Annotated in this window: 22 protein-coding genes; 13 read left to right on the forward strand and 9 right to left on the reverse strand. The window is 65.7% G+C overall.

Features of this window, described 5'->3' with window-relative positions:
• Positions 1–20 precede the first annotated feature (20 nt).
• Complete coding sequence (locus tag EJA05_RS24605) at positions 21–335, forward strand: putative quinol monooxygenase (RefSeq protein ID WP_125860470.1); 315 nt, start codon at positions 21–23, stop codon at positions 333–335.
• Here the strand turns inward: EJA05_RS24605 and EJA05_RS24610 are convergent.
• Positions 325–1,089, reverse strand: coding sequence for a sulfite exporter TauE/SafE family protein (locus tag EJA05_RS24610; RefSeq protein ID WP_125860472.1), 765 nt, complete (start codon positions 1,087–1,089; stop codon positions 325–327). The genes EJA05_RS24605 and EJA05_RS24610 overlap by 11 nt on opposite strands.
• Positions 1,090–1,166: 77 nt before the next feature.
• On the opposite strand from EJA05_RS24610, the gene EJA05_RS24615 reads away from it, so the two are divergent.
• Positions 1,167–2,051, forward strand: coding sequence for a LysR family transcriptional regulator (locus EJA05_RS24615; RefSeq protein WP_125860474.1), 885 nt, complete (start codon positions 1,167–1,169; stop codon positions 2,049–2,051).
• A 153-nt stretch (positions 2,052–2,204) separates the two neighbouring features.
• Here EJA05_RS24615 and EJA05_RS24620 read toward each other — a convergent pair whose 3' ends face one another.
• Positions 2,205–2,615 carry a type II toxin-antitoxin system HicB family antitoxin gene (locus tag EJA05_RS24620; RefSeq protein ID WP_125860476.1) on the reverse strand — a complete coding sequence of 137 codons (411 nt, stop codon included), beginning with the start codon at positions 2,613–2,615 and terminating at the stop codon, positions 2,205–2,207.
• A gap of 56 nt (positions 2,616–2,671) precedes the next feature.
• Entirely contained in the window at positions 2,672–2,854 is a 183-nt protein-coding gene (locus EJA05_RS24625; RefSeq protein WP_125465620.1) for a type II toxin-antitoxin system HicA family toxin, read from the reverse strand.
• 213 nt (positions 2,855–3,067) lie between these two features.
• On the opposite strand from EJA05_RS24625, the gene EJA05_RS24630 reads away from it, so the two are divergent.
• Genes EJA05_RS24630 through EJA05_RS24660 form a run of 7 tightly spaced genes read left to right on the forward strand, consistent with a single transcriptional unit; the run spans position 3,068 to position 9,329 of the window.
• The gene (locus tag EJA05_RS24630) at positions 3,068–3,673 is read left to right on the forward strand and encodes a CDP-alcohol phosphatidyltransferase family protein (RefSeq protein ID WP_125860478.1); all 606 of its coding nucleotides are present in this window, start codon (positions 3,068–3,070) and stop codon (positions 3,671–3,673) included.
• A gap of 30 nt (positions 3,674–3,703) precedes the next feature.
• Complete coding sequence (locus EJA05_RS24635) at positions 3,704–5,458, forward strand: bifunctional alpha/beta hydrolase/class I SAM-dependent methyltransferase (protein ID WP_125860480.1); 1,755 nt, start codon at positions 3,704–3,706, stop codon at positions 5,456–5,458.
• Positions 5,458–6,861 (forward strand): phosphatase PAP2/dual specificity phosphatase family protein, encoded by a 1,404-nt coding sequence (locus tag EJA05_RS24640; RefSeq protein WP_125860482.1) that lies wholly within the window; start codon positions 5,458–5,460, stop codon positions 6,859–6,861. Before EJA05_RS24635 ends, EJA05_RS24640 begins: the two co-directional genes overlap by 1 nt.
• Positions 6,858–7,277, forward strand: coding sequence for a hypothetical protein (locus tag EJA05_RS24645; RefSeq protein WP_125860483.1), 420 nt, complete (start codon positions 6,858–6,860; stop codon positions 7,275–7,277). Before EJA05_RS24640 ends, EJA05_RS24645 begins: the two co-directional genes overlap by 4 nt.
• 10 nt (positions 7,278–7,287) lie before the next feature.
• On the forward strand, positions 7,288–7,911 hold the full coding sequence (locus EJA05_RS24650) for a lysophospholipid acyltransferase family protein (RefSeq protein ID WP_125465625.1): 624 nt from the start codon (positions 7,288–7,290) through the stop codon (positions 7,909–7,911).
• Position 7,912: 1 nt separating this feature from the next.
• Positions 7,913–8,845, forward strand: coding sequence for a phosphatidate cytidylyltransferase (locus EJA05_RS24655; protein ID WP_125465626.1), 933 nt, complete (start codon positions 7,913–7,915; stop codon positions 8,843–8,845).
• Positions 8,846–8,849: 4 nt separating this feature from the next.
• Complete coding sequence (locus EJA05_RS24660) at positions 8,850–9,329, forward strand: HIT family protein (protein WP_125860485.1); 480 nt, start codon at positions 8,850–8,852, stop codon at positions 9,327–9,329.
• A 38-nt stretch (positions 9,330–9,367) separates the two neighbouring features.
• On the opposite strand, the gene EJA05_RS24665 is transcribed toward EJA05_RS24660, so the two are convergent.
• Complete coding sequence (locus EJA05_RS24665; RefSeq protein ID WP_125465627.1) at positions 9,368–9,643, reverse strand: metal/formaldehyde-sensitive transcriptional repressor; 276 nt, start codon at positions 9,641–9,643, stop codon at positions 9,368–9,370.
• 69 nt (positions 9,644–9,712) lie between these two features.
• On the opposite strand from EJA05_RS24665, the gene dmeF reads away from it, so the two are divergent.
• Positions 9,713–10,636 (forward strand): CDF family Co(II)/Ni(II) efflux transporter DmeF, encoded by a 924-nt coding sequence (gene dmeF, locus EJA05_RS24670; protein ID WP_125860487.1) that lies wholly within the window; start codon positions 9,713–9,715, stop codon positions 10,634–10,636.
• A 139-nt stretch (positions 10,637–10,775) separates the two neighbouring features.
• The gene (locus EJA05_RS24675; protein WP_125465629.1) at positions 10,776–11,120 is read left to right on the forward strand and encodes a cupin domain-containing protein; all 345 of its coding nucleotides are present in this window, start codon (positions 10,776–10,778) and stop codon (positions 11,118–11,120) included.
• 213 nt (positions 11,121–11,333) lie between these two features.
• On the opposite strand, the gene mmsB is transcribed toward EJA05_RS24675, so the two are convergent.
• Positions 11,334–12,224 (reverse strand): 3-hydroxyisobutyrate dehydrogenase, encoded by an 891-nt coding sequence (gene mmsB / locus EJA05_RS24680; RefSeq protein ID WP_125465630.1) that lies wholly within the window; start codon positions 12,222–12,224, stop codon positions 11,334–11,336.
• A 10-nt stretch (positions 12,225–12,234) separates the two neighbouring features.
• Positions 12,235–13,761, reverse strand: coding sequence for a CoA-acylating methylmalonate-semialdehyde dehydrogenase (locus EJA05_RS24685; protein WP_125465631.1), 1,527 nt, complete (start codon positions 13,759–13,761; stop codon positions 12,235–12,237).
• Positions 13,762–13,894: 133 nt separating this feature from the next.
• Between EJA05_RS24685 and EJA05_RS24690 the strand changes: the two genes are divergently transcribed.
• Positions 13,895–14,842, forward strand: a complete 948-nt coding sequence (locus tag EJA05_RS24690; RefSeq protein WP_125860489.1) for a LysR family transcriptional regulator — start codon at positions 13,895–13,897, stop codon at positions 14,840–14,842.
• Between the two features lie 445 nt (positions 14,843–15,287).
• Positions 15,288–15,506 carry a hypothetical protein gene (locus EJA05_RS24695; protein WP_125860491.1) on the forward strand — a complete coding sequence of 73 codons (219 nt, stop codon included), beginning with the start codon at positions 15,288–15,290 and terminating at the stop codon, positions 15,504–15,506.
• Positions 15,507–15,659: 153 nt separating this feature from the next.
• Here the strand turns inward: EJA05_RS24695 and EJA05_RS24700 are convergent, their stop codons facing one another.
• The 3 genes from EJA05_RS24700 to EJA05_RS24710 are packed head-to-tail and all read right to left on the reverse strand — an operon-like array spanning position 15,660 to position 18,009.
• Complete coding sequence (locus EJA05_RS24700) at positions 15,660–16,118, reverse strand: OmpA family protein (RefSeq protein WP_125861424.1); 459 nt, start codon at positions 16,116–16,118, stop codon at positions 15,660–15,662.
• Positions 16,119–16,156: 38 nt separating this feature from the next.
• A complete protein-coding gene (locus EJA05_RS24705) occupies positions 16,157–17,437 on the reverse strand; it encodes a diguanylate cyclase domain-containing protein (RefSeq protein WP_125860493.1) in 1,281 nt (426 codons plus the stop codon).
• Positions 17,434–18,009: a YfiR family protein gene (locus tag EJA05_RS24710; protein WP_125860495.1), complete on the reverse strand. Its 576-nt coding sequence runs from the start codon at positions 18,007–18,009 to the stop codon at positions 17,434–17,436. The genes EJA05_RS24705 and EJA05_RS24710 overlap by 4 nt, the downstream gene beginning before the upstream one ends.
• Between the last annotated feature and the right edge of the window lie 3 nt (positions 18,010–18,012).

The raw sequence follows: 18,012 nt of genomic DNA on the forward strand, positions 1-18,012 counted from the left end.
TCATCCACAGAGGCCTCACCATGAGCGAGCAGTTTGCTTTCATCCTCCAAGCCAAGACCCGCCCGGAAATGTCCGATGCCTTCGAGCAACTGCTGCGCCCCTACGTGGAGCCGAGCCGCCAGGAGCCGGGCTGCATCGAGTACCACATGCTGCGCGACAAGGAAGACCCGAGCCTGTTCCTGTTCTTCGAGGTGTGGGCAGACAAGGCGGCACTGGACGTGCACTCGGCCCTGCCGCACATGGCTGAATTCTTTGAAAACCGCATGAAATACCTGGAGCGCGACTTCGATTTGCAGATGATCGAAATGCTCAGTGCCTCCTCCGCTAACCGTTGATCAGCAGGTGCCCGCCGAGCAGCGCCAGGCCGATGAAAAAGCAGCGCCTGAACAGCGCTGCACTGATACGGCTGCGAAGCCAGGTACCGGCGAGCATGCCCAGCAACGCCGGGGCCAGCACCAGCAATGAGGCACCCAGCGCCTGGCCGTCCAGTACCTCCTGGCCGGCCAGGCCGATGGCCAGCGCCAGGGTCGAGACGGTGAACGACAGGCCCAAGGCCTGGACCATCTCGTCTCGGCTCAGGCCGAGGCTCTGCAGATAGGGCACGGCGGGCATCACGAACACCCCGGTGGCAGCCGTGACCACTCCCGTCACCAGCCCGCACAACGGGCCCAGCCAGCGCTCGTGATGCCGCGCCAGGCGCAGGCCCGGCCCGATCAAGCCATACAGGGCGTAAACCACCAGCGCACCACCCAAGGCGTGAGCCGCCCAGGGGCCACTGTCGATCCCAAGCCAGCGACTGCCCAGCAAGGTGCCGACGAAGATCATCAGCAGCACCCCGCCCAAGCGCCGCACCAACGCCCGCAGATGCCCGCCTGCCGCCAGCTGCCACAGGTTGGTCAGCGTCGAAGGCACGATCAGCAGCACCGCAGCCTGCGCCGGAGGCATAGCCAGCCCAAGCAGGCCCATGGCGATGGTCGGCAACCCCAGGCCGATGACCCCTTTGACCGCGCCGGCCAGCAGGAAGGTGAGCACCACCAGCAACGTCAATGCCGGGCCGATGTTCTGGTAAAACGCGAAAAATGTATTCATGGCGCCATCCTGACCTGGCCGCGCAGGCCTGAAAATTCGCCATATACTCAGCCAGACTTTTGCCAGGACAGAGGCTGATGCATTTCGACCTGACCGACCTTGCGCTGTTCCAACACACCCTGGAGTGCGGCAACATCACTGCCGGCGCACGCCGTAGCCACCTGTCGCTACCGGCCGCCAGCGCACGGATCCGCGCCATGGAAACCTCGCTCGGCATCCCGTTGCTCGAACGCAATCGCCGCGGCGTGCAGCCGACACCCGCTGGCCAGGCCCTGCTGCAGCACGCGCGGTTGATCGCCGCGCAGGTGGAGCGGTTGCAATACGACCTGGCTCAGTACGCCAAGGGCCAGCAGGGCCAGGTGCGCCTGCTGTGCAACACCGCGGCGCTGACCGAGTACCTGCCCGAGTTGCTGGCACGGTATCTGGTCGAGTACCCGGGGGTGAGCATCGACGTGCAGGAACAGCCGAGCCTGCGCATCGTCCAGGCCATTACCCAAGGCATGGCCGACCTGGGCATCGTCTCCACCGCTGCGCCCAGCGGGCATCTGCAGACTCGAGTGTTTCGCGACGATCCGCTGGTGCTGGTGATGCCGGAGGGGCATGCACTGGCCGAAGCAGCCGCGCCCGATTTTGTGCAGAGCCTTGCATACGGGCATGTCGGCTTGGGCACGAACAGCGCACTGGCCTTGCACCTTGAGGAACAGGCACTGCGGCTGGGGCACAGGATGCGTGTGCGGGTACGCGCCGAGGGCTTCGATGGAGTGATCCGCATGGTGGCTGGCGGGGCCGGCGTGGGGGTGGTGCCATTAGCCTCGGTACGGCGTTGGGAAGGTGTATTGCCCCTGCACTGGGTGGCGCTGCACGAGGCGTGGGCGAACCGGCAATTGCAGGTGTGCGCCCGGGATTTTGCCGCGCTGCCAGGCTATGCGGCGGCGCTGGTCGAGCATTTGCTGATGGTCTGAACAGCTGCGCGATCCCTGTAGGAGCGGCCTTGTGCCGCGATAGGGGCGCGGAGCGGCCCCAGGATCGGTGTATGTCACACAATTGCCGGGGCTGCTACGCAGCCCTATCGCGACACAAGGCCGCTCCTACAGGGACCGCGCCAACCCCGGCGGCTAGCGGAAGGCGACCGCCAGCTCGCGCAGCGCAGCCGAGGCGAGGAAGCCAGAGCGCGAGGCATAACGATGATCGCGTTTCACCTTTTCGTCGATGCGCTGCAGCAGGTTCTCGGGCAACGTGGCATTGAAGCGCACCGCCTTGCCCAGGTACGGGGTGACATCGAAGTCCACCACCGCCCAGACGCCCCCGGCGTAGTCGGGATTGGCCACATGCACATCCACCTCCTCGGCCTGCGGCAGCGCCTCGCCGTCGGCCACCAGGCCTTCGAAATGCAGGGCCAGCGCTTCCTGCACATTCTCCAGCGCCTGGGAAACAGTGGCGCCGGCCGAGAAACAGCCAGGCACGTCGGGCACGATCACGCCGTAGTCAGTGCCCTCATCCTTATGCAGTACAACGGGAAATTTCATGGTCTGTCTCCAGTGATCCTGTGGGCCGCCAAGCGCCCCGCTCAACGCAACCGGCCTCATTTCAAGCCAGCCTGTTTCAAAATGCTGTGCACGGTGCCCCTGGGTAGATCGCTTTTGGGATGGGGAACCGTGACCCGCCCTCGCTTGTACGGATGCCTGAATTGATGGTGACTTCCTTTCACTTCCACCTCGTACCAACCATCAGCCTCGATGAGCTGGATCACGTCCCTGCTGCGCATGCATCCGTCCTTTGGCAGGTGATGTGTAGCGTACACACCACTATGGGTTTTAACCAAGCCAAATACACACCATGCACACAATAGGCGACAAGCGGCACATTCCTTCCGTTTCGTAGGCCTGATGCACTTCACAGATGGGCGCTTTCAACTTGCCGCCGCCCATGCGCCTTATTCACAATTGCCGCATCGCCGCACCACGACAGGGAATTCCAAGTGCCATCGATCTACCAGCTAAAACCCCGCTTCCAGGCGCTGCTGCGCCCGACCGTGCAACGCCTGTTCGAGCGGGGCGTCACCGCCAACCAGGTCACCGTCGCCGCTGGTGCAATCTCCGTGCTCATCGGCCTGCTGCTGGCCTGGCTGCCCCAGGTGGCGTGGCTGTTCATCCTGGTGCCGGTGTGGATGCTGCTGCGCATGGCACTGAATGCGGTGGACGGCATGCTCGCCCGGGAGTTCGGCCAGCAATCGAAGCTGGGCGCCTACCTCAACGAGCTGTGCGACGTGATCGCCGATGCCGCGCTGTACCTGCCCTTCGCCCAGCTGGCCGGCGTGTCGCCGGCGCTGGTAGTGCTGGTGGTGCTGCTCGCGGTCATCAGCGAGTACGCCGGGGTGATGGGCCCACTGGCCGGCGCGTCGCGGCGCTACGACGGGCCGATGGGCAAGAGCGACCGGGCCTTCGCCTTCGGCGTGCTGGGCACCGGGGTAGCCTTCGGGCTGCTGAGCGCAACCTGGATCAATGGCCTGCTGCTGGTCATCCTGCTGCTCTCGCTCTATACCCTGTACAACCGGGTTCGCCAGGGCCTGGCCGAAACCCGCTGAGCCCCCCGCTGCCGGACAAGGATATTCGCCATGCGCCAAGCGCAATCGCTGCATTTTTCCACCCATGACGGCGTCGAGCTGCACTACCGTCACTGGCCCGCCACACGCAACGAACACCAGCCGCGCCGTGCCGTGGTGATGTTCCACCGTGGCCACGAGCACGGCGGGCGCCTGGCGCACCTAGCCGACGAGCTGGACCTGCCCGGCTATGACGTTTTCGCCTGGGACGCCCGTGGCCATGGCCAGTCGCCGGGCGCGCGCGGCGACAGCCCGAGCTTCGCCACCAGCGTGCGCGACGTGCAGACCTTCATCGAGCATATCCAGGCGCAGCACGGCATCGCCGAGCCCGACCTGGTGGTGCTGGCACAGAGCGTCGGGGCAGTGCTGATCGCCACCTGGGCCCATGACTACGCGCCCAAGGTGCGCTGCCTGGTGCTCGCCTCGCCAGCGTTCAAGGTCAAACTCTACGTACCTTTTGCCCGCCCCGGGCTGAAGCTGATGAAAGCCCTGCGCGGCAATTTCTTCGTCAACAGCTACGTCAAGCCACGCCTGCTCACCCACGACCCGGAGCGGGTCATGTCCTACGTGGCCGACCCGCTGATCAGCCGGCCGATCTCGGTGACCATGCTGCTCGGCCTGTACGAAGCCGCCGACCGCGTGGTGGCCGATGCCCAGGCGATCCAGGTGCCGACGCAACTGCTGGTATCGGGCTCGGACTTCGTGGTCGAACGCGCCCCGCAGGAGCGCTTCTTCGAGCGCCTGGGCAGTGCGCGCAAAGAGATGCACATCCTGCCCGGCTTCTTCCACGACACCCTCGGCGAACGGGACCGTGGCCATGCCCTGGCACGGATCAAGCGCTTCGTCGAGCATTGCTTCGATAACCCCGCACCCGTGCCATCGCTGCTCGATGCCGACAAGACCGGCGCCAGTTGCGCCGAGGCCGAAAGCCTGGCCGCGCCGCTGCCGCGCAACTCGCCACGCGACCTGTACTGGCGCGCCACCCGCGCCGGCCTGCAACTGGGCAAGGGCCTTTCCGATGGCGTGAAACTGGGCTTCGACACCGGCTTCGACTCTGGCTCGACCCTGGACTACGTGTACCGCAACCAGCCCACCGGCAAGGGCCGGCTGGGCGAGATGATCGACCAGAACTACCTCAACGCCATCGGCTGGCGCGGCATCCGCCAGCGCAAGCTCAACGTCGAGGAACTGCTGCGCCTGGCCATCGCCCAACTGCGTGAGCAACAGCGCCCGGTGCACATCGTCGATATCGCCGCCGGCCACGGTCGCTACATCCTCGAAGCGCTGCAGGGCTTGCAGCAACTGCCCGACTCGATCCTGCTGCGCGACTACAGCGAGCTGAACGTGCAGCAAGGCAACGCGCTGATCAGCGAAAAGGGTCTGGGTGAAATCGCCCGTTTCGTCCAGGGCGACGCCTTCGACCGCCAGAGCCTGGCCAGCCTCGACCCACACCCGACCCTCGCCGTGGTCTCAGGCCTGTATGAGCTGTTCCCCGGCAATGAGGCCGTGGCTAACTCGCTGGCGGGGCTGGCCGATGCCGTCGAGGAAGGCGGCTACCTGGTGTACACCGGCCAGCCCTGGCACCCGCAACTGGAGATGATCGCCCGGGCGCTGACCAGCCACCGTGGCGGCCAGGCCTGGGTGATGCGCCGGCGCAGCCAGGCGGAGATGGACCAGTTGGTGGCGGCGGCTGGCTTTCGCAAGATCACCCAACGCATCGACGAGTGGGGCATTTTCAGTGTCAGCCTGGCGCAGCGGGTGCGTTGATGGCCCGTGAAACAGGGCTGATCCGACGTGGCGTGCTGTGGCTGTTGCTGCTCGGCCCGTTGTTTTTCCTCAGCTACGGCCTGGCCAACAACTACACGGCTGGGCGCGAAGATGTCGGCAGCCTGGTGTTCGCCTGGGAACGGCACATGCCGTTGTGGCCATGGACGATCATCCCGTACTGGTCGATCGACCTGCTGTACGGCTTGTCGTTCCTGTTGCCGCACACCCGGCGGGAGATGGACCGGCACGCCCTGGCGCTGCTGACCGCGCAGTTGGTCAGCGTCGCTTGCTTCCTGCTCTGGCCGTTGCGCTTCACCTTCGAGCGCCCGGAACTGTCAGGGCTGTTCGGCTGGCTGTTCGATGTGCTGATGGGCTTCGACAAGCCTTACAACCAGGCGCCATCGCTGCATATCGCACTGCTGGTGATCATCTGGACGATGTTCGCCCGGCACACCCAGCAGCCTATGTGGCGTTGGCTGGTGCATGGCTGGATGGGGCTGATCGGGGTGTCGGTGCTGACCACCTGGCAACATCACTTCATCGACCTGCCAACTGGCGCACTGGCCGGTTTCGTCTGCCTGTGGCTGTGGCCGCAGCAAGGCCCGCTGCCCTGGCAGCAGGCCCGGCTGGCGCGCGACCCCAAGCATTGGCGCATGGCGTTGCGCTACGGGCTCGGCGCGATGCTGCTGGCCGTGCTGGCCCTCAAGTTGGGGCACCTCAGTTTGTGGTTGTTGTGGCCGGCTGTGTCGCTGCTGCTGGTGGCGCTGAACTATGGCCTGTTCGGTGCGGGTGGTTTCCAGAAAGGCGCGGATGGCCGGCTGTCGATTGCCGCGAGCGTGTTGCTGGCGCCCTATCTGCTGGCAGCGTGGGCCAACTCACGGTTGTGGACCCGGCGGCACCCGCAGGCGGATGAAGTGTTGGATGGGGTGTATCTGGGGCGGATGCCGGGGCACGGGGAGGCGACGGCGTTTGCAGCGGTGATCGACCTGTGTGCGGAGCTGGCCTGTACCGACGCCATCGCGTGGCAAGCCCGCTCCCACGAGCCATTGCCAAGCGCTGAGTGGGAGCGGCGGTGCGCCGCTGCGACTTGCCCCGCGATGGCCCTCGAACAGCCTGTGCAGTACTACCAGAGCTTGCCGAGCCTGGACCTGATCGCCCCAAGCCGGCAAACCCTGGAGCAAGCCGCCGCCGCCATCGAACACCTGCGCCAGCATGGCCCGCTGCTGGTCTGCTGCGCTCTGGGCTATTCGCGCAGCGCCAGCGCGGTGGCTGCCTGGCTGATCATCAGCGGCCGTTGCAGCGACGCCAGCCAGGCCGAAATGCTCATCCGCAAGGCACGCCCCAGGGTGGTCCTGCACCCGGCCCATAGGCAGGTGCTGCAGCAACTGGAGGCCCGGCCATGAACCTGCGCGTCGTCGCCAGCTTGCTCGCCCGCGGGCGCCAGCTGGAACGTCTGTCGGACGGCATCAGCCTGCTGGCAATCGCCAGCAGCCTGGCGCCGCTGTTCGGCGTGGCGCTACCTTCGCCAACCCACGCACTGTGCGTGGCGCTGCTGGTCATCGGCCTGGCCCACAAGTACTGGGCGATACGTGTCGCCCTGGATGCCGAGCTGTTCGCCCACCTGGCCGCCAGCAGCGACCTGCCCGCCGATACCCAGGCCCTGGACCGTGCCCTGCATGAACTCCGCCTCAAACCCAGCGCCAGCGACAGCCGCGCCTGGCCGGCACGCAGCCAGGCCGCCCTGGCCCTGCTGCGCCGCCAGGCCCTGTGCCTGGCCGTGCAAGTGCTGCTGGTACTGACCCTCCCCTTCACCGGATAAGACCGCCGCCATGCTCGCCAGCCTGACCGCCTTCGTCATCACCTCCGCCGCCCGCCTGATCACCGGCGCTCGCGCCCTGTGGCTGGGTTGCACGCCACAGCCGGTACAACGGCTGTATTTCGCCAACCACAGCAGCCACGGTGACTTCGTGCTGCTGTGGGCGGCACTGCCCGACCCCCTGCGCCGCCATACCCGCCCCGTGGCGGGGGCCGACTACTGGTGCAAGCCCGGTATTCGCGACTTCCTCATCCGCCAGGTGTTCAACGCCGTGCTGATCGATCGCACGCGCACGCCGGCCGAGGGCAATCCGTTGCAACCGGTGCTCGACGCGTTCGCCCAGGGCGACTCGCTGATCTTCTTCCCGGAAGGCACGCGCAACCTCGGTGACGAACCGCTGTTGCCCTTCAAGAGCGGCCTGTTCCACCTGGCCGCGGCCAACCCGCAGGTCGAGTTGGTGCCGGTGTGGATCGCCAACCTCAACCGGGTCATGCCCAAGGGCCGTGCCCTGCCGCTGCCGCTGCTGTGCACCTTGAGTTTCGGCGAGCCGCTGCACCTGCAGGCGGACGAAGGCAAACACGCATTTCTCGAGCGGGCCCGCGAGGCCCTGCTGAACCTGGCCCCGAAGGATGCCTGAGATGGATCACAACACCCTTTCGCTGTTCGCCGGCATCGGCGCCCTGTTGCTGCTGGCCAGCGCCATCGGGCGCCTGCTCAAGTGGCGCGCCGGCCCTGCGCCCCACGCTGTGATCGACAACCTCAACGCGCGCATCAATGCCTGGTGGGTCATGGTGCTGGTGATCGGCATCGCCTTCGTGTTCGGCAAGTACGGGGTGATCGTGCTGTTCTACGGTGTGTCGTTCTACGCCCTGCGCGAGTTCATGACCCTCACCCCGACCCGGCGCAGCGACTACCCGGCGCTGGTGGCGGCATTCTACGTGGCGCTGCCGGTGCAGTACCTGCTGATCGCCATGGACTGGTACGGGCTGTTCAGCATCTTCATCCCGGTGTACCTGTTCCTGCTGCTGCCGATCCTCGCCAGCTTCGGCGGCGACACCACGCGCTTCCTCGAGCGTGCCTCGAAGGTGCAATGGGGGCTGATGATCGCGGTGTACTGCGTGTCGTCGGTGCCGGCGCTGATGACCCTGGATATCCCTGGCTTCGAAGGCCGCAACCTGCTGCTGATCGCCTGGCTGATCCTGGTGGTGCAGATCAGCGACGTGCTGCAGTACGTGTGCGGCAAGCTGTTCGGCAAACGCAAAGTGGCGCCCAACCTGTCGCCGTCGAAAACCGTCGAAGGCCTGGCCGGCGGCGTGGCGCTGGCCACCCTGGTGGGCGCGCTTTTGTGCTGGATCACCCCGTTCACCTTCTGGCAGGCGGCGCTGATGGCGCTGACCGTCAATGCCATGGGCTTCTTCGGCGGGCTGGTGATGTCGGCGATCAAGCGCGACCGCGGGGTGAAGGACTGGGGGCACATGATCGAAGGCCATGGCGGCATGCTCGACCGCATGGATTCGGTGTGTTTCGCAGCGCCGGTGTTCTTCCACTTCGTGCGCTACTGGTGGGCCTGAGTCGGTGGACATCCCCGGGGAATACATCGTCCACGAGAGCGAGCACTGGATCGTCAACCATCACCTGACGTCGCGCCTGCCCGGCTACCTGATGCTGGGTTCGCGGGCGCCGGTGGACAGCCTGGCCGACCTGCCCGACCAAGCGCTGGCGGACATGGGCCGGCTGATGGCCAGGCTGCAACGGGCCATGGAGCAAGCGCTGGCGCCCAGGTGGTTGTACATCGGGCGTTTCGGGCATGTACCGGGTTGCCCGCTGCATTTTCACTTCATCCCGGTCCATGACTGGGTCGAGGCGCTGTTCTGGGCTGATGAGCGTTACCGCGCGCTGCAACAGTTCGGCTCGCTGGAGCATGCCCTGTCGAAGACCGACGGGGCGGAGCTGACGTTGTTCGTCTGGCGCGAGTTCGGCGAAAGCCCGACGCCACCCAAGGTACTGGGGAGGGGTATCCCTGAGGTGATTGCCGCTGTGCGTGAGCGGTTGTAGCGCGTATCGCGAGACCAGCCCCACGGTGTTGGCAAACGCTATTTCAGGTAGGAGCGCAGCAGCGCAGCTACCTTGTCGGCCTCCTCCAGCCGTTCCTCGGCGCTCAGCCCCTCCGCCACCAGATGCTCGCGGATATGCCCTTCCATCATTTCGGCCATCAGCCCGTTCACTGCACCGCGCACGGCGGCGATCTGCTGCAGGATCGCCAGGCAGTCCTTTTCCTGCTCCAGCGCGGTCTCCAGCGCGGCTGCCTGGCCTTTGATCTTGCGCACCCGGGTCAGCAGCTGCTTCTTGCTCTTGAGGGTATGTGCCATTCTGCTTCCATCACTGCAGGTATACTGGGGTATAGTATATTTCACGCCTGTTCGAGAGCATGATAAACCATGACCACGCAAACCTCCGACCGCTGGCTGCACAGCCACCAGTTCCATACCAGCAACCTCGGCGCAGAGCGCAAGACGCGGCTGGCGGTATGGCTGACTGCCGTGATGATGGTGGCGGAGATCGCCGGTGGCTGGTTCTTCAACTCCATGGCCCTCCTGGCCGACGGCTGGCACATGAGTTCCCATGCCCTCGCGCTCGGCCTGTCGCTACTGGCCTACGCCGCTGCGCGGCGCTACGCAGGCGACCGTCGTTTTGCCTTCGGCACCTGGAAAATCGAGATTCTCGGCGGCTACTCCAGCGCCCTGTTGCTGCTTGGCGTGGCCGCACTGATGGCGTTCCAGTCGGTTGAACGGCTGCTGACGCCAGGCGCCATCCATTACGACGAGGCGATCTTCATCGCCGTGATCGGCCTGGCGGTCAACCTGATCTGCGCCTGGTTGCTGCGCGATGACCACAGCCATCATCACGAGCATGCACATGACCACGGCCATCACCACCACGACCTCAACCTGCGCTCGGCCTACCTGCATGTGATCGCCGACGCCGCCACTTCGGTTCTGGCGATCGTTGCCCTGGTGGCCGGCAAACTGTGGGGTGCCGGCTGGCTCGACCCGGTCATGGGCCTGGTCGGCGCGCTGCTGGTGGCGCTGTGGGCCAAAGGCCTACTGCGCGATACCGGGCGGGTGCTGCTGGATGCCGAAATGGATGCGCCGGTGGTCGCGGAGATCCGCGAGGTGGTCGCGCAGCTGCCGGTGGCTGCCGCCATTACCGACCTGCATGTGTGGCGCGTTGGCAAGGACCAGTACGCCTGCATCGTCAGCCTGGCCACTGCCGGCGCACTGAGCGCCGACAGCGTGCGCCAGGCGCTCGGGGTGCATGAAGAGCTGGCACACATCACCGTCGAGGTGAATGCCCTGCGCTGAGCGTCGCTCAGACAAGCGCCAGTGGAGCCAGCAGGCCGGATAGCGCATCCAGACAGCCAGGCGTCGAGCACAGGCAACTGGCCGACGACGCCTGGCCCTATGGTGATGCGTTCTATCACTCATTGCCTGGAGCCACGCCATGTCCGATTTCATCACCGTCCTGCGCGAAACCTGCCCCACCCCGGTGGTCGACGCGACCAAGTGGAAGCGCATCGGCGGCGACCCGCACACCGTCAACCTCAACGCCTACCTGTCGGCCGACGGCAGCAAGATCATGGGCACCTGGATCTGCACCCCGGGCAAGTTCGAGGTCAACTACGAGAAATGGGAGTTCTGCCACTTCCTCGATGGCTACTGCATCGTCACCCCGGAAGGTGAAGAGCCCAAGCACCTGAAGGCAGGGGATGTGTTCGTGATCGAACCGGGGATGAAAGGCACCTGGGAAGTGGTCGAGACGGTGCGCAAGTACTTCGTGTTTGCCTGAAGCGCTAATCGTGGGAGCGGGCTTGCCCCGCGATGACGTCAGGCGGGACAACGCTGTAGCCTGACATGACGTCATCGCGGGGCAAGCCCGCTCCCACGATTCGAAAGCCGGTTCTAACGGGCAAAAAAAATCGCGGAGCGCATGCCCCTCCCCCAAGGTGCGCAGTTACAAGGGGGAGGACCATACGGCCCGCGATGAAGTCCCTCTCGCCCATCAATCCTTCTTGCGATACCCCTCGACGATCGCCGAGAAATCCTTGCCGCCTTCGCCGCGCAGGCTCATGGCCTGGTACAGCTGCTGGGCCACGGCGCCCATGATCACCGGCTGGTGCGCCTGGCGTGCGGCCTCGGTGGCCAGGCCCAGGTCCTTGAGCATCAATTCGGCGCCGAAGCCGCCGGTGTAGCCGCGTGAGGCCGGTGCGGTCTCGATGATGCCCGGCCACGGGTTGTAGGTGTCCGAACTCCAGCAACGCCCGGTCGAGCTGTTGATGATCCCGGCCAGTACCTTGGTGTCGATGCCCAGCGCATTGCCCAGGGCCATGGCTTCGGACACGCCGATCATCGAGATGCCCAACAGCAGGTTGTTGCAGATCTTGGCGATCTGCCCGGTACCTACCTCGCCGCAGTGCACGATGTTGCGGCCCATCTGCTCCAGCACCGGCTTGAGGGTGGCGAACAGCGCCTCGCTGGCGCCGACCATGAAGGTCAGCGTGCCGGCCGCCGCGCCGCCAGTGCCGCCGGAGACCGGCGCGTCACCCATGTCGATGCCCTTGGCCGCCGCGGCCTTGGAAACCTCGCGGGCGGTCTGCGGGTCGATGGTGCTGCAGTCCACGGTCGGGGTGCCGGGGCGGATGCCGGCCAGCACGCCGGTCTCTTCGTCCAGGTAAACACTGCGTACATGGGCAGCGGCCGGCAGCATGGTGATTACCAGCTCGCTGTTGGCCGCGGCCTCCTTGGGCGAGGCGCTGACCTGCCCACCCAGCTCGGCAAGCTCCGCCAGTACGGTCTTGTTCAGGTCGAACAGGTTCAGCGAGTGCCCGGCCTTGATCAGATTGCGGGCCATGGGCGCGCCCATGTTGCCCAGGCCGATGAATGCGATACGCATGGTCAGCTCCTTAGCGCAGGCTGATGGTGGTGTTTACACCGTCGTTGACACTGTCATCGTCGAACCAGCGGGCGGTGACGGTCTTGGTCTGAGTGTAGAACTGCACCACCTGCTTGCCGTAGGGACCGAGGTCGCCAAGCTTGGAGCCGCGCGAGCCGGTGAAGCTGAAGTACGGCACCGGTACCGGGATCGGGATGTTGATGCCGACCTGGCCGATGTCGATCTCGCTCTGGAACTTGCGCGCCGCCGCGCCGCTCTGGGTGAACAGGCCGGTGCCGTTGCCGAACGGGTTGGCGTTGACCAGGGCGATGGCCTCGTCGAGGGTGTCCACCTCCAGCGTGACCAGCACCGGGCCGAAGATTTCCTGGGTGTACACCTGCATGTCGGTCTTGACCCCGGAGAACAGGGTCGGGCCGACGAAGTTGCCCTGCTCGTAGCCCGGCACCTTCACGTCACGGCCGTCCAGCTCCAGCTTGGCGCCTTCCTTGATGCCGCTTTCGATCAGGCCCAGCACCCGCTCCTTGGCACGCTTGGACACCACCGGGCCGACGTCGGTGCCTGGCTCGTTGCCGGCATTGACCTTGAGCTTGCTGGCCGCGTCCTTGATGTCCGGCAGCCACTCGCGGGCCTTGCCCACCAGCACCGCCACCGAGGTAGCCATGCAGCGCTGGCCGGCGGCGCCGAACGCAGCACCGACCAGCGCATTGATGGTCTGGGTGCGGTTGGCGTCAGGCAGCACCACGGCGTGGTTCTTCGCGCCCATCATCGACTGCACGCGCTTGCCGTGCTGGCTGCCCAGGTTGTAGACGTGGGTGCCGACTTCGGTGGAGCCGACGAACGAGATCGCCTTGATGTCCGGGTGGGTGCAGATGCCATCGACCACCTGCTTGCCGCCGTGCACCACGTTGAGCACGCCAGCCGGGATCCCGGCTTCCAGCGCCAGCTCGACCAGCATCATGGTCGACAGCGGGTCCTGTTCGGACGGCTTGAGCACGAAGGTGTTGCCGCAGACGATGGCCATCGGGAACATCCACAGCGGGATCATCGCCGGGAAGTTGAAGGGGGTGATGCCGGCGCACACGCCGATCGGCTGGCGCAGGGTGTAGGTGTCGACGCCACTGGCGACGTTCTCGGCGAATTCGCCCATCTGCAGGGTGCCGATGGAGGCGGCGTGCTCGACCACTTCCAGGCCGCGGAAGATGTCGCCCTCGGCGTCGGCAATGGTCTTGCCCTGCTCGGCGCTGAGGGTCACGGCGATGCGTTTGCTGTGTTCGCGGATCAGCGCCTGCAGCTTGAGCATGATGCGCATGCGCGCGCCGATCGGGGTGTCGCGCCAGGTCTTGAAGGCGCGCTCGGCGGCGGCCACGGCGGCGTTCACTTCATCGACGGTGGCAAACGGCACCCGCGCCAGCACTTGCTGGGTGGCCGGGTTGACGATGTCGCGCCACTCGGTGGTCTTGGATTCGACCCATTGGCCGTCGATCAGCAGTTTTACCTGTTCGACCTTGGTCTGGCTGGGGTTGTGGGGTGCGTTCATCTGCGCTCTCCTTGGAATTATTGTCGGAACGAAGACGCCTACGCCGGGGTGGACACGGGGTGGCGTGTAGGGGCTGAGATCGAGTATAGATGTGCAAACATCCAACAAGAATGAACAAAAAAACCGGATCATCATGCAAAAAGACCTCACCTCCCTGAGCGCGCTGAACTGGGACGACCTCAAGTTCTTTCTTGAGGTAGCGCGCACCCGCAAGGCCAGCAGTGCGGCCAAGCGCCTGGCCGTGGACTACACCACGGTGTCGCGGCGCATCGGCTCACTGGAAGGGGCGCTGGGTACCTTGTTGTTCGAGAAGTCGCGCACCAACGGCTTCGTCCTCACCGCCGAAGGCCAGCGCCTGCTGGGCTACGCCGAGTCGATCGAGAGCACCCTGCACATGGCCTGCGAGCAGGTCTCGGGCTCGGGCGTGGCGTTGTCGGGGCATGTGCGCATGGGCTGCACCGAAGGCTTCGGCAGCTTCTTCGTCACCCCGCAGCTGAGCCATTTCGTCGATGCCTGGCCGGCGATCTCGGTGGATATCCTGCCGTTGCCGCACTTCATCAGCCTGTCCAAGCGCGAGGCCGATATCGTCATCGCCCTGGAGCGGCCCGAGCATGGGCCTTATGTGTGCTGCAAGCTGTGCGACTACCGGCTGCGGCTTTACGCCACCCAGGACTACCTCGACAGCCACGCGCCGATCGGCGCGGTGAGCGACCTGGCGAGCCACCCCTTCATCAGTTACGTCGACGATCTGGCGTTCAGTTCGGAGCTTTTGTACCTGGCGAACCTGATCCCCAATGCCAATGCGCACCTGCGCAGCACCAGCGTGATCGCGCAGTACACGGCGGCCTTGCAGGGGCGTGGGCTGGCGATTTTGCCGTGCTTCCTGGCGGCGCAGGATCCGCGGTTGGTGACGGTGTTGCCGGAGGAGATCGAGGTGACGCGGCAGTTCTGGATGTACTGCCGGGAGGATTTGCGCAAGCTCAAGCGGATTACCCTGCTGTGGGATTACATCCGTGAGGTGACCGAGGCGAATGCGCCGTTGTTGATGGGGGAAACCCGCGAGATGCGCTTCGCCGATTAGTCAAAGGCGACAAGGAGAAATCTCCCAAAGCCTGCCCCAAGGTTGCGCCTTGAGCCCAACAGAGATAGATTTCCCCAGTCGTCGGAGCATCGGCGACGCGACCTTGGCCGGTCGGAATCGAAAGGCGCAGCAGCGCCCAGTCTTCATCGCAGGCGCTTTTTTTGTGCCCGCGATGTCGCGTTATGGCGGTGGTGCGCGGGACACCTTCGGGTGTGCCGGGCCCCTTTCGTCCCGGTCGGCCAACCCGCGTACTGCTGCCACCTCAACTTGCTTGGCCGCGAGCGGTGGCAGTTCCATAACGAAAGGAACTCATGCATGACCACCACGATACTGAGGATCCTCGCATCCGCTCTCCGCCGCCCATCCCCCGCGGCGCCCCCTTCTCCAACCTTCTACCCAATCGACAGCCAATCCCTCGCCACCCGCGCAAACCGGGAGGCATCCCATGACTGACCACGAACGCCTGTCCACCATCCAAAGCTACGCCTGGACCCTCGAATTGCTCGGTGAAGCACTGGTCCAGCATGACGAGGTGCTGGAGTGCGAGCACAACCCACAGCTGAGCTTCCGCAATACGGCGGGGATTCATCAGGCGATCCGGATCATCAGCCGGCTGGCCAGCGAGCAGGTCGGCAAGCTGGAGGCGATGAAGGAGACGGAGTGACCTTGGGGCAGTGAAACCTGCAGCATTGGGGCCGCTTTGCGGCCCTTTCGCCGGCAAGCCGGCTCCCACCCCGACCGCATCGACCACATGCTATACGCGATCCCTGTGGGAGCTGGCTTGCCAGCGATTGGGCCGCGCAGCGGCCCCGGGGCGTCAGTCCGACGCCACCACAATCGACACCCGGCGATTCTCCATGCGCCCGGCGCTGGTGCGGTTGTCGGCCACCGGCTGACTGCTGCCCAGGCCGCGGGTCTGGATGTTCTGCGGCTGCATGCCGATGCCGGCCAGCGCCTTGGCCACGCTCTGGGCGCGGCGTTCGGACAGCTGCTGGTTATAGGCGGCCTTGCCCGAGGCATCGGCGTGGCCGTCGATGCGCACGCGCTGGATATCCACCGACAGCAGCGCCTTGCCGATACGCTCGACGATCGCTTCGCTCTGGCTGTTGAGGCCGTCCAGGTCGCTGCCGAACAGCACCTTGCCGGACAGATCGAAGGCCCAGCCCTCATCGACAGGGGCAAAGCCTTCGCGCTTGAGCACGGCCACCTGCTCCGCAGTCAGGCCCTTGGGCGGTACGCTCTGGCAGCCGCCGAGGGCGAGCAGGGCCAGGGCCATGGCGAACAACGGCAAACGCAGCGATAACAAACGGTCGATCACGGTTCAGCTCCTGTGCTTTTTACATCCGTGGCGCAGCGTTCCGTCTGTGCCACTTGCCAATGGCCACGGCGCTTGCGCTTGGCCTGGTACATCGCCGCATCGGCGGCATTGAGCAGACTGGCCGGGTCGTGGCCGTCGTCCGGGTAATAGGCGATACCGACACTGAGCGAGCTGGTGATGCGGGTGCCATCCTCCAGCAGAATCGGCAGCTGCATGCTGGCGATGATCTTCTCGGCGATGCGCTGGGCATCTTCACGCGCCTGCAGCGGCGCCAGCAGCACGGCGAACTCGTCGCCGCCCAGGCGCGCCACCAGGTCATGCTCACGCAGTTGCGCGCGCACCCGGCTGGCGATGGTGATCAGCACTTCGTCACCCACGGCATGGCCGAGGCTGTCGTTGATCTGCTTGAAATGGTCACTGTCGAGGAACAGCAGGGCCAGGCGCTCGCCCTGGCGCTCGGCACTGCGCAGGCTGCGGTTCAAGCGGCCCTCGAAGAAGGCGCGGTTGGGCAGCCCGGTGAGGCTGTCGTGGCTGGCCTGATGGGCGAGGGTTTCGTTCTCGCTTTGCAGGTGGCTGTGCCAGACCTCCAGTTCGTCGAGCAAGGCATTGAAGTCATTGCCCAGTTCGTTGAGTTCGGCGATCTGGGTTTGCGGCACGCGCCGGTCGAAACTGCGTTCGCGGCGCGCTGCGTGGGCCACGCTGGCCAGGTGGCGCAGCGGGCGGATGATGTCGGCGAACAGCCGGCGCGACAGGTACAACGCCAGTAGCGCACTGAGCACCGTGCACAGCAGGATCCCGACCAGGCCACTGAGCAGGAAGCGCAACAGGCTGCCGCCCTGGCCGACCAGTTCGACATGCCCGACCTTCTGGCCCTTGTGCTGCACCGGCAGGTTGACTGGCTGCTCCAGCAGGGTCCGCGCCACCTGGCTTTGCAGCTGTGCCATCAGGGTTCGGTCATCGCGCTGCCAGTGGGCGAGCAGCTTGCCATCGTTGTCGAAAACCTTGGCCTCGGCCACCTCTTCGGTCTCGGCGATCAGCGCCAGTGCCTCGTTGGCCGCTGGGCTGTCGTCGAACACCACGGCGGCTTCGACGGTGTAATTGATCGAGCGGGCGATCAAATGCAGGTTGTGGTTGGCATAGACGCGCAAGGCGGCCACCCCGAGCAGGGTCACCAGCACCCCGGCCAGGCCGGCGGCGAGCAGGGCAATACCCAGGTGGCCACGCCCCAGCGCCGCTCGCAGCGTCGGCCGGGGCATGCGCTGGTCAGGGCCGCTCATGGCTGCGCCGCCCGCCGCCGCGACAACTGCAGCACGCTGGGGTGGATGCGCACGCCGCTGCGCGCCACCGAGTCGAGGTTGACGTCGAATGCCACCTGCTGATCGCTGACCCGCAGGCAGAACAGGCTGCCCACGGTACAGGGGTCGTCGGCTTCGGTGATGCTCAGCACCGGGTGACCGCTGATGGCCTGGAACAGGCGATCACGCTCGCCGGGTTCGAGCTTGCCGATGTAAACGGCGTCACAGGCACTGGCCAGGCTGGCATTGCCGGCCAGCAGGCGGCGCACCTGCAGTGGCTGCCCGGAATTCTGCGCAGTGCCTTTGATCAGGTCGTCGGCGTATTCGGTGGGGCCGACCAGGCACAGGCGCAGGGGGTTGGGCTCGGCGGGCCAGCGGGCATAACTGAGGATGCCCAGTACCACCTGGGTCACGGCCTTGGCCCGTTGCTGCGCCTGCGCGCTCGGCTCGCCGGCCTGCGCCTGGGCGCACACGCCGGTCAGCAACAGCGTGGCCATCAGCAGCGAGCGCGCGCAATCCTTCACCCGCCTCAAGACCGAGACAGCCACTGTCATGTG

The sequence above is a fragment of the Pseudomonas oryziphila genome (assembly GCF_003940825.1).
Lineage (GTDB): Bacteria > Pseudomonadota > Gammaproteobacteria > Pseudomonadales > Pseudomonadaceae > Aquipseudomonas > Aquipseudomonas sichuanensis.

Coding starts and splice junctions, on each gene's coding strand:
- EJA05_RS24605 (WP_125860470.1), top strand. CDS start 21: ATGAGCGAGCAGTTTGCTTTCATCCTCCAAGCCAAGACCCGCCCGGAA.
- EJA05_RS24610 (WP_125860472.1), bottom strand. CDS start 1,089: ATGAATACATTTTTCGCGTTTTACCAGAACATCGGCCCGGCATTGACG.
- EJA05_RS24615 (WP_125860474.1), top strand. CDS start 1,167: ATGCATTTCGACCTGACCGACCTTGCGCTGTTCCAACACACCCTGGAG.
- EJA05_RS24620 (WP_125860476.1), bottom strand. CDS start 2,615: ATGAAATTTCCCGTTGTACTGCATAAGGATGAGGGCACTGACTACGGC.
- EJA05_RS24625 (WP_125465620.1), bottom strand. CDS start 2,854: ATGCGCAGCAGGGACGTGATCCAGCTCATCGAGGCTGATGGTTGGTAC.
- EJA05_RS24635 (WP_125860480.1), top strand. CDS start 3,704: ATGCGCCAAGCGCAATCGCTGCATTTTTCCACCCATGACGGCGTCGAG.
- EJA05_RS24640 (WP_125860482.1), top strand. CDS start 5,458: ATGGCCCGTGAAACAGGGCTGATCCGACGTGGCGTGCTGTGGCTGTTG.
- EJA05_RS24645 (WP_125860483.1), top strand. CDS start 6,858: ATGAACCTGCGCGTCGTCGCCAGCTTGCTCGCCCGCGGGCGCCAGCTG.
- EJA05_RS24650 (WP_125465625.1), top strand. CDS start 7,288: ATGCTCGCCAGCCTGACCGCCTTCGTCATCACCTCCGCCGCCCGCCTG.
- EJA05_RS24655 (WP_125465626.1), top strand. CDS start 7,913: ATGGATCACAACACCCTTTCGCTGTTCGCCGGCATCGGCGCCCTGTTG.
- EJA05_RS24665 (WP_125465627.1), bottom strand. CDS start 9,643: ATGGCACATACCCTCAAGAGCAAGAAGCAGCTGCTGACCCGGGTGCGC.
- dmeF (WP_125860487.1), top strand. CDS start 9,713: ATGACCACGCAAACCTCCGACCGCTGGCTGCACAGCCACCAGTTCCAT.
- EJA05_RS24675 (WP_125465629.1), top strand. CDS start 10,776: ATGTCCGATTTCATCACCGTCCTGCGCGAAACCTGCCCCACCCCGGTG.
- mmsB (WP_125465630.1), bottom strand. CDS start 12,224: ATGCGTATCGCATTCATCGGCCTGGGCAACATGGGCGCGCCCATGGCC.
- EJA05_RS24685 (WP_125465631.1), bottom strand. CDS start 13,761: ATGAACGCACCCCACAACCCCAGCCAGACCAAGGTCGAACAGGTAAAA.
- EJA05_RS24690 (WP_125860489.1), top strand. CDS start 13,895: ATGCAAAAAGACCTCACCTCCCTGAGCGCGCTGAACTGGGACGACCTC.
- EJA05_RS24695 (WP_125860491.1), top strand. CDS start 15,288: ATGACTGACCACGAACGCCTGTCCACCATCCAAAGCTACGCCTGGACC.
- EJA05_RS24700 (WP_125861424.1), bottom strand. CDS start 16,118: ATGGCCCTGGCCCTGCTCGCCCTCGGCGGCTGCCAGAGCGTACCGCCC.
- EJA05_RS24705 (WP_125860493.1), bottom strand. CDS start 17,437: ATGAGCGGCCCTGACCAGCGCATGCCCCGGCCGACGCTGCGAGCGGCG.
- EJA05_RS24710 (WP_125860495.1), bottom strand. CDS start 18,009: ATGACAGTGGCTGTCTCGGTCTTGAGGCGGGTGAAGGATTGCGCGCGC.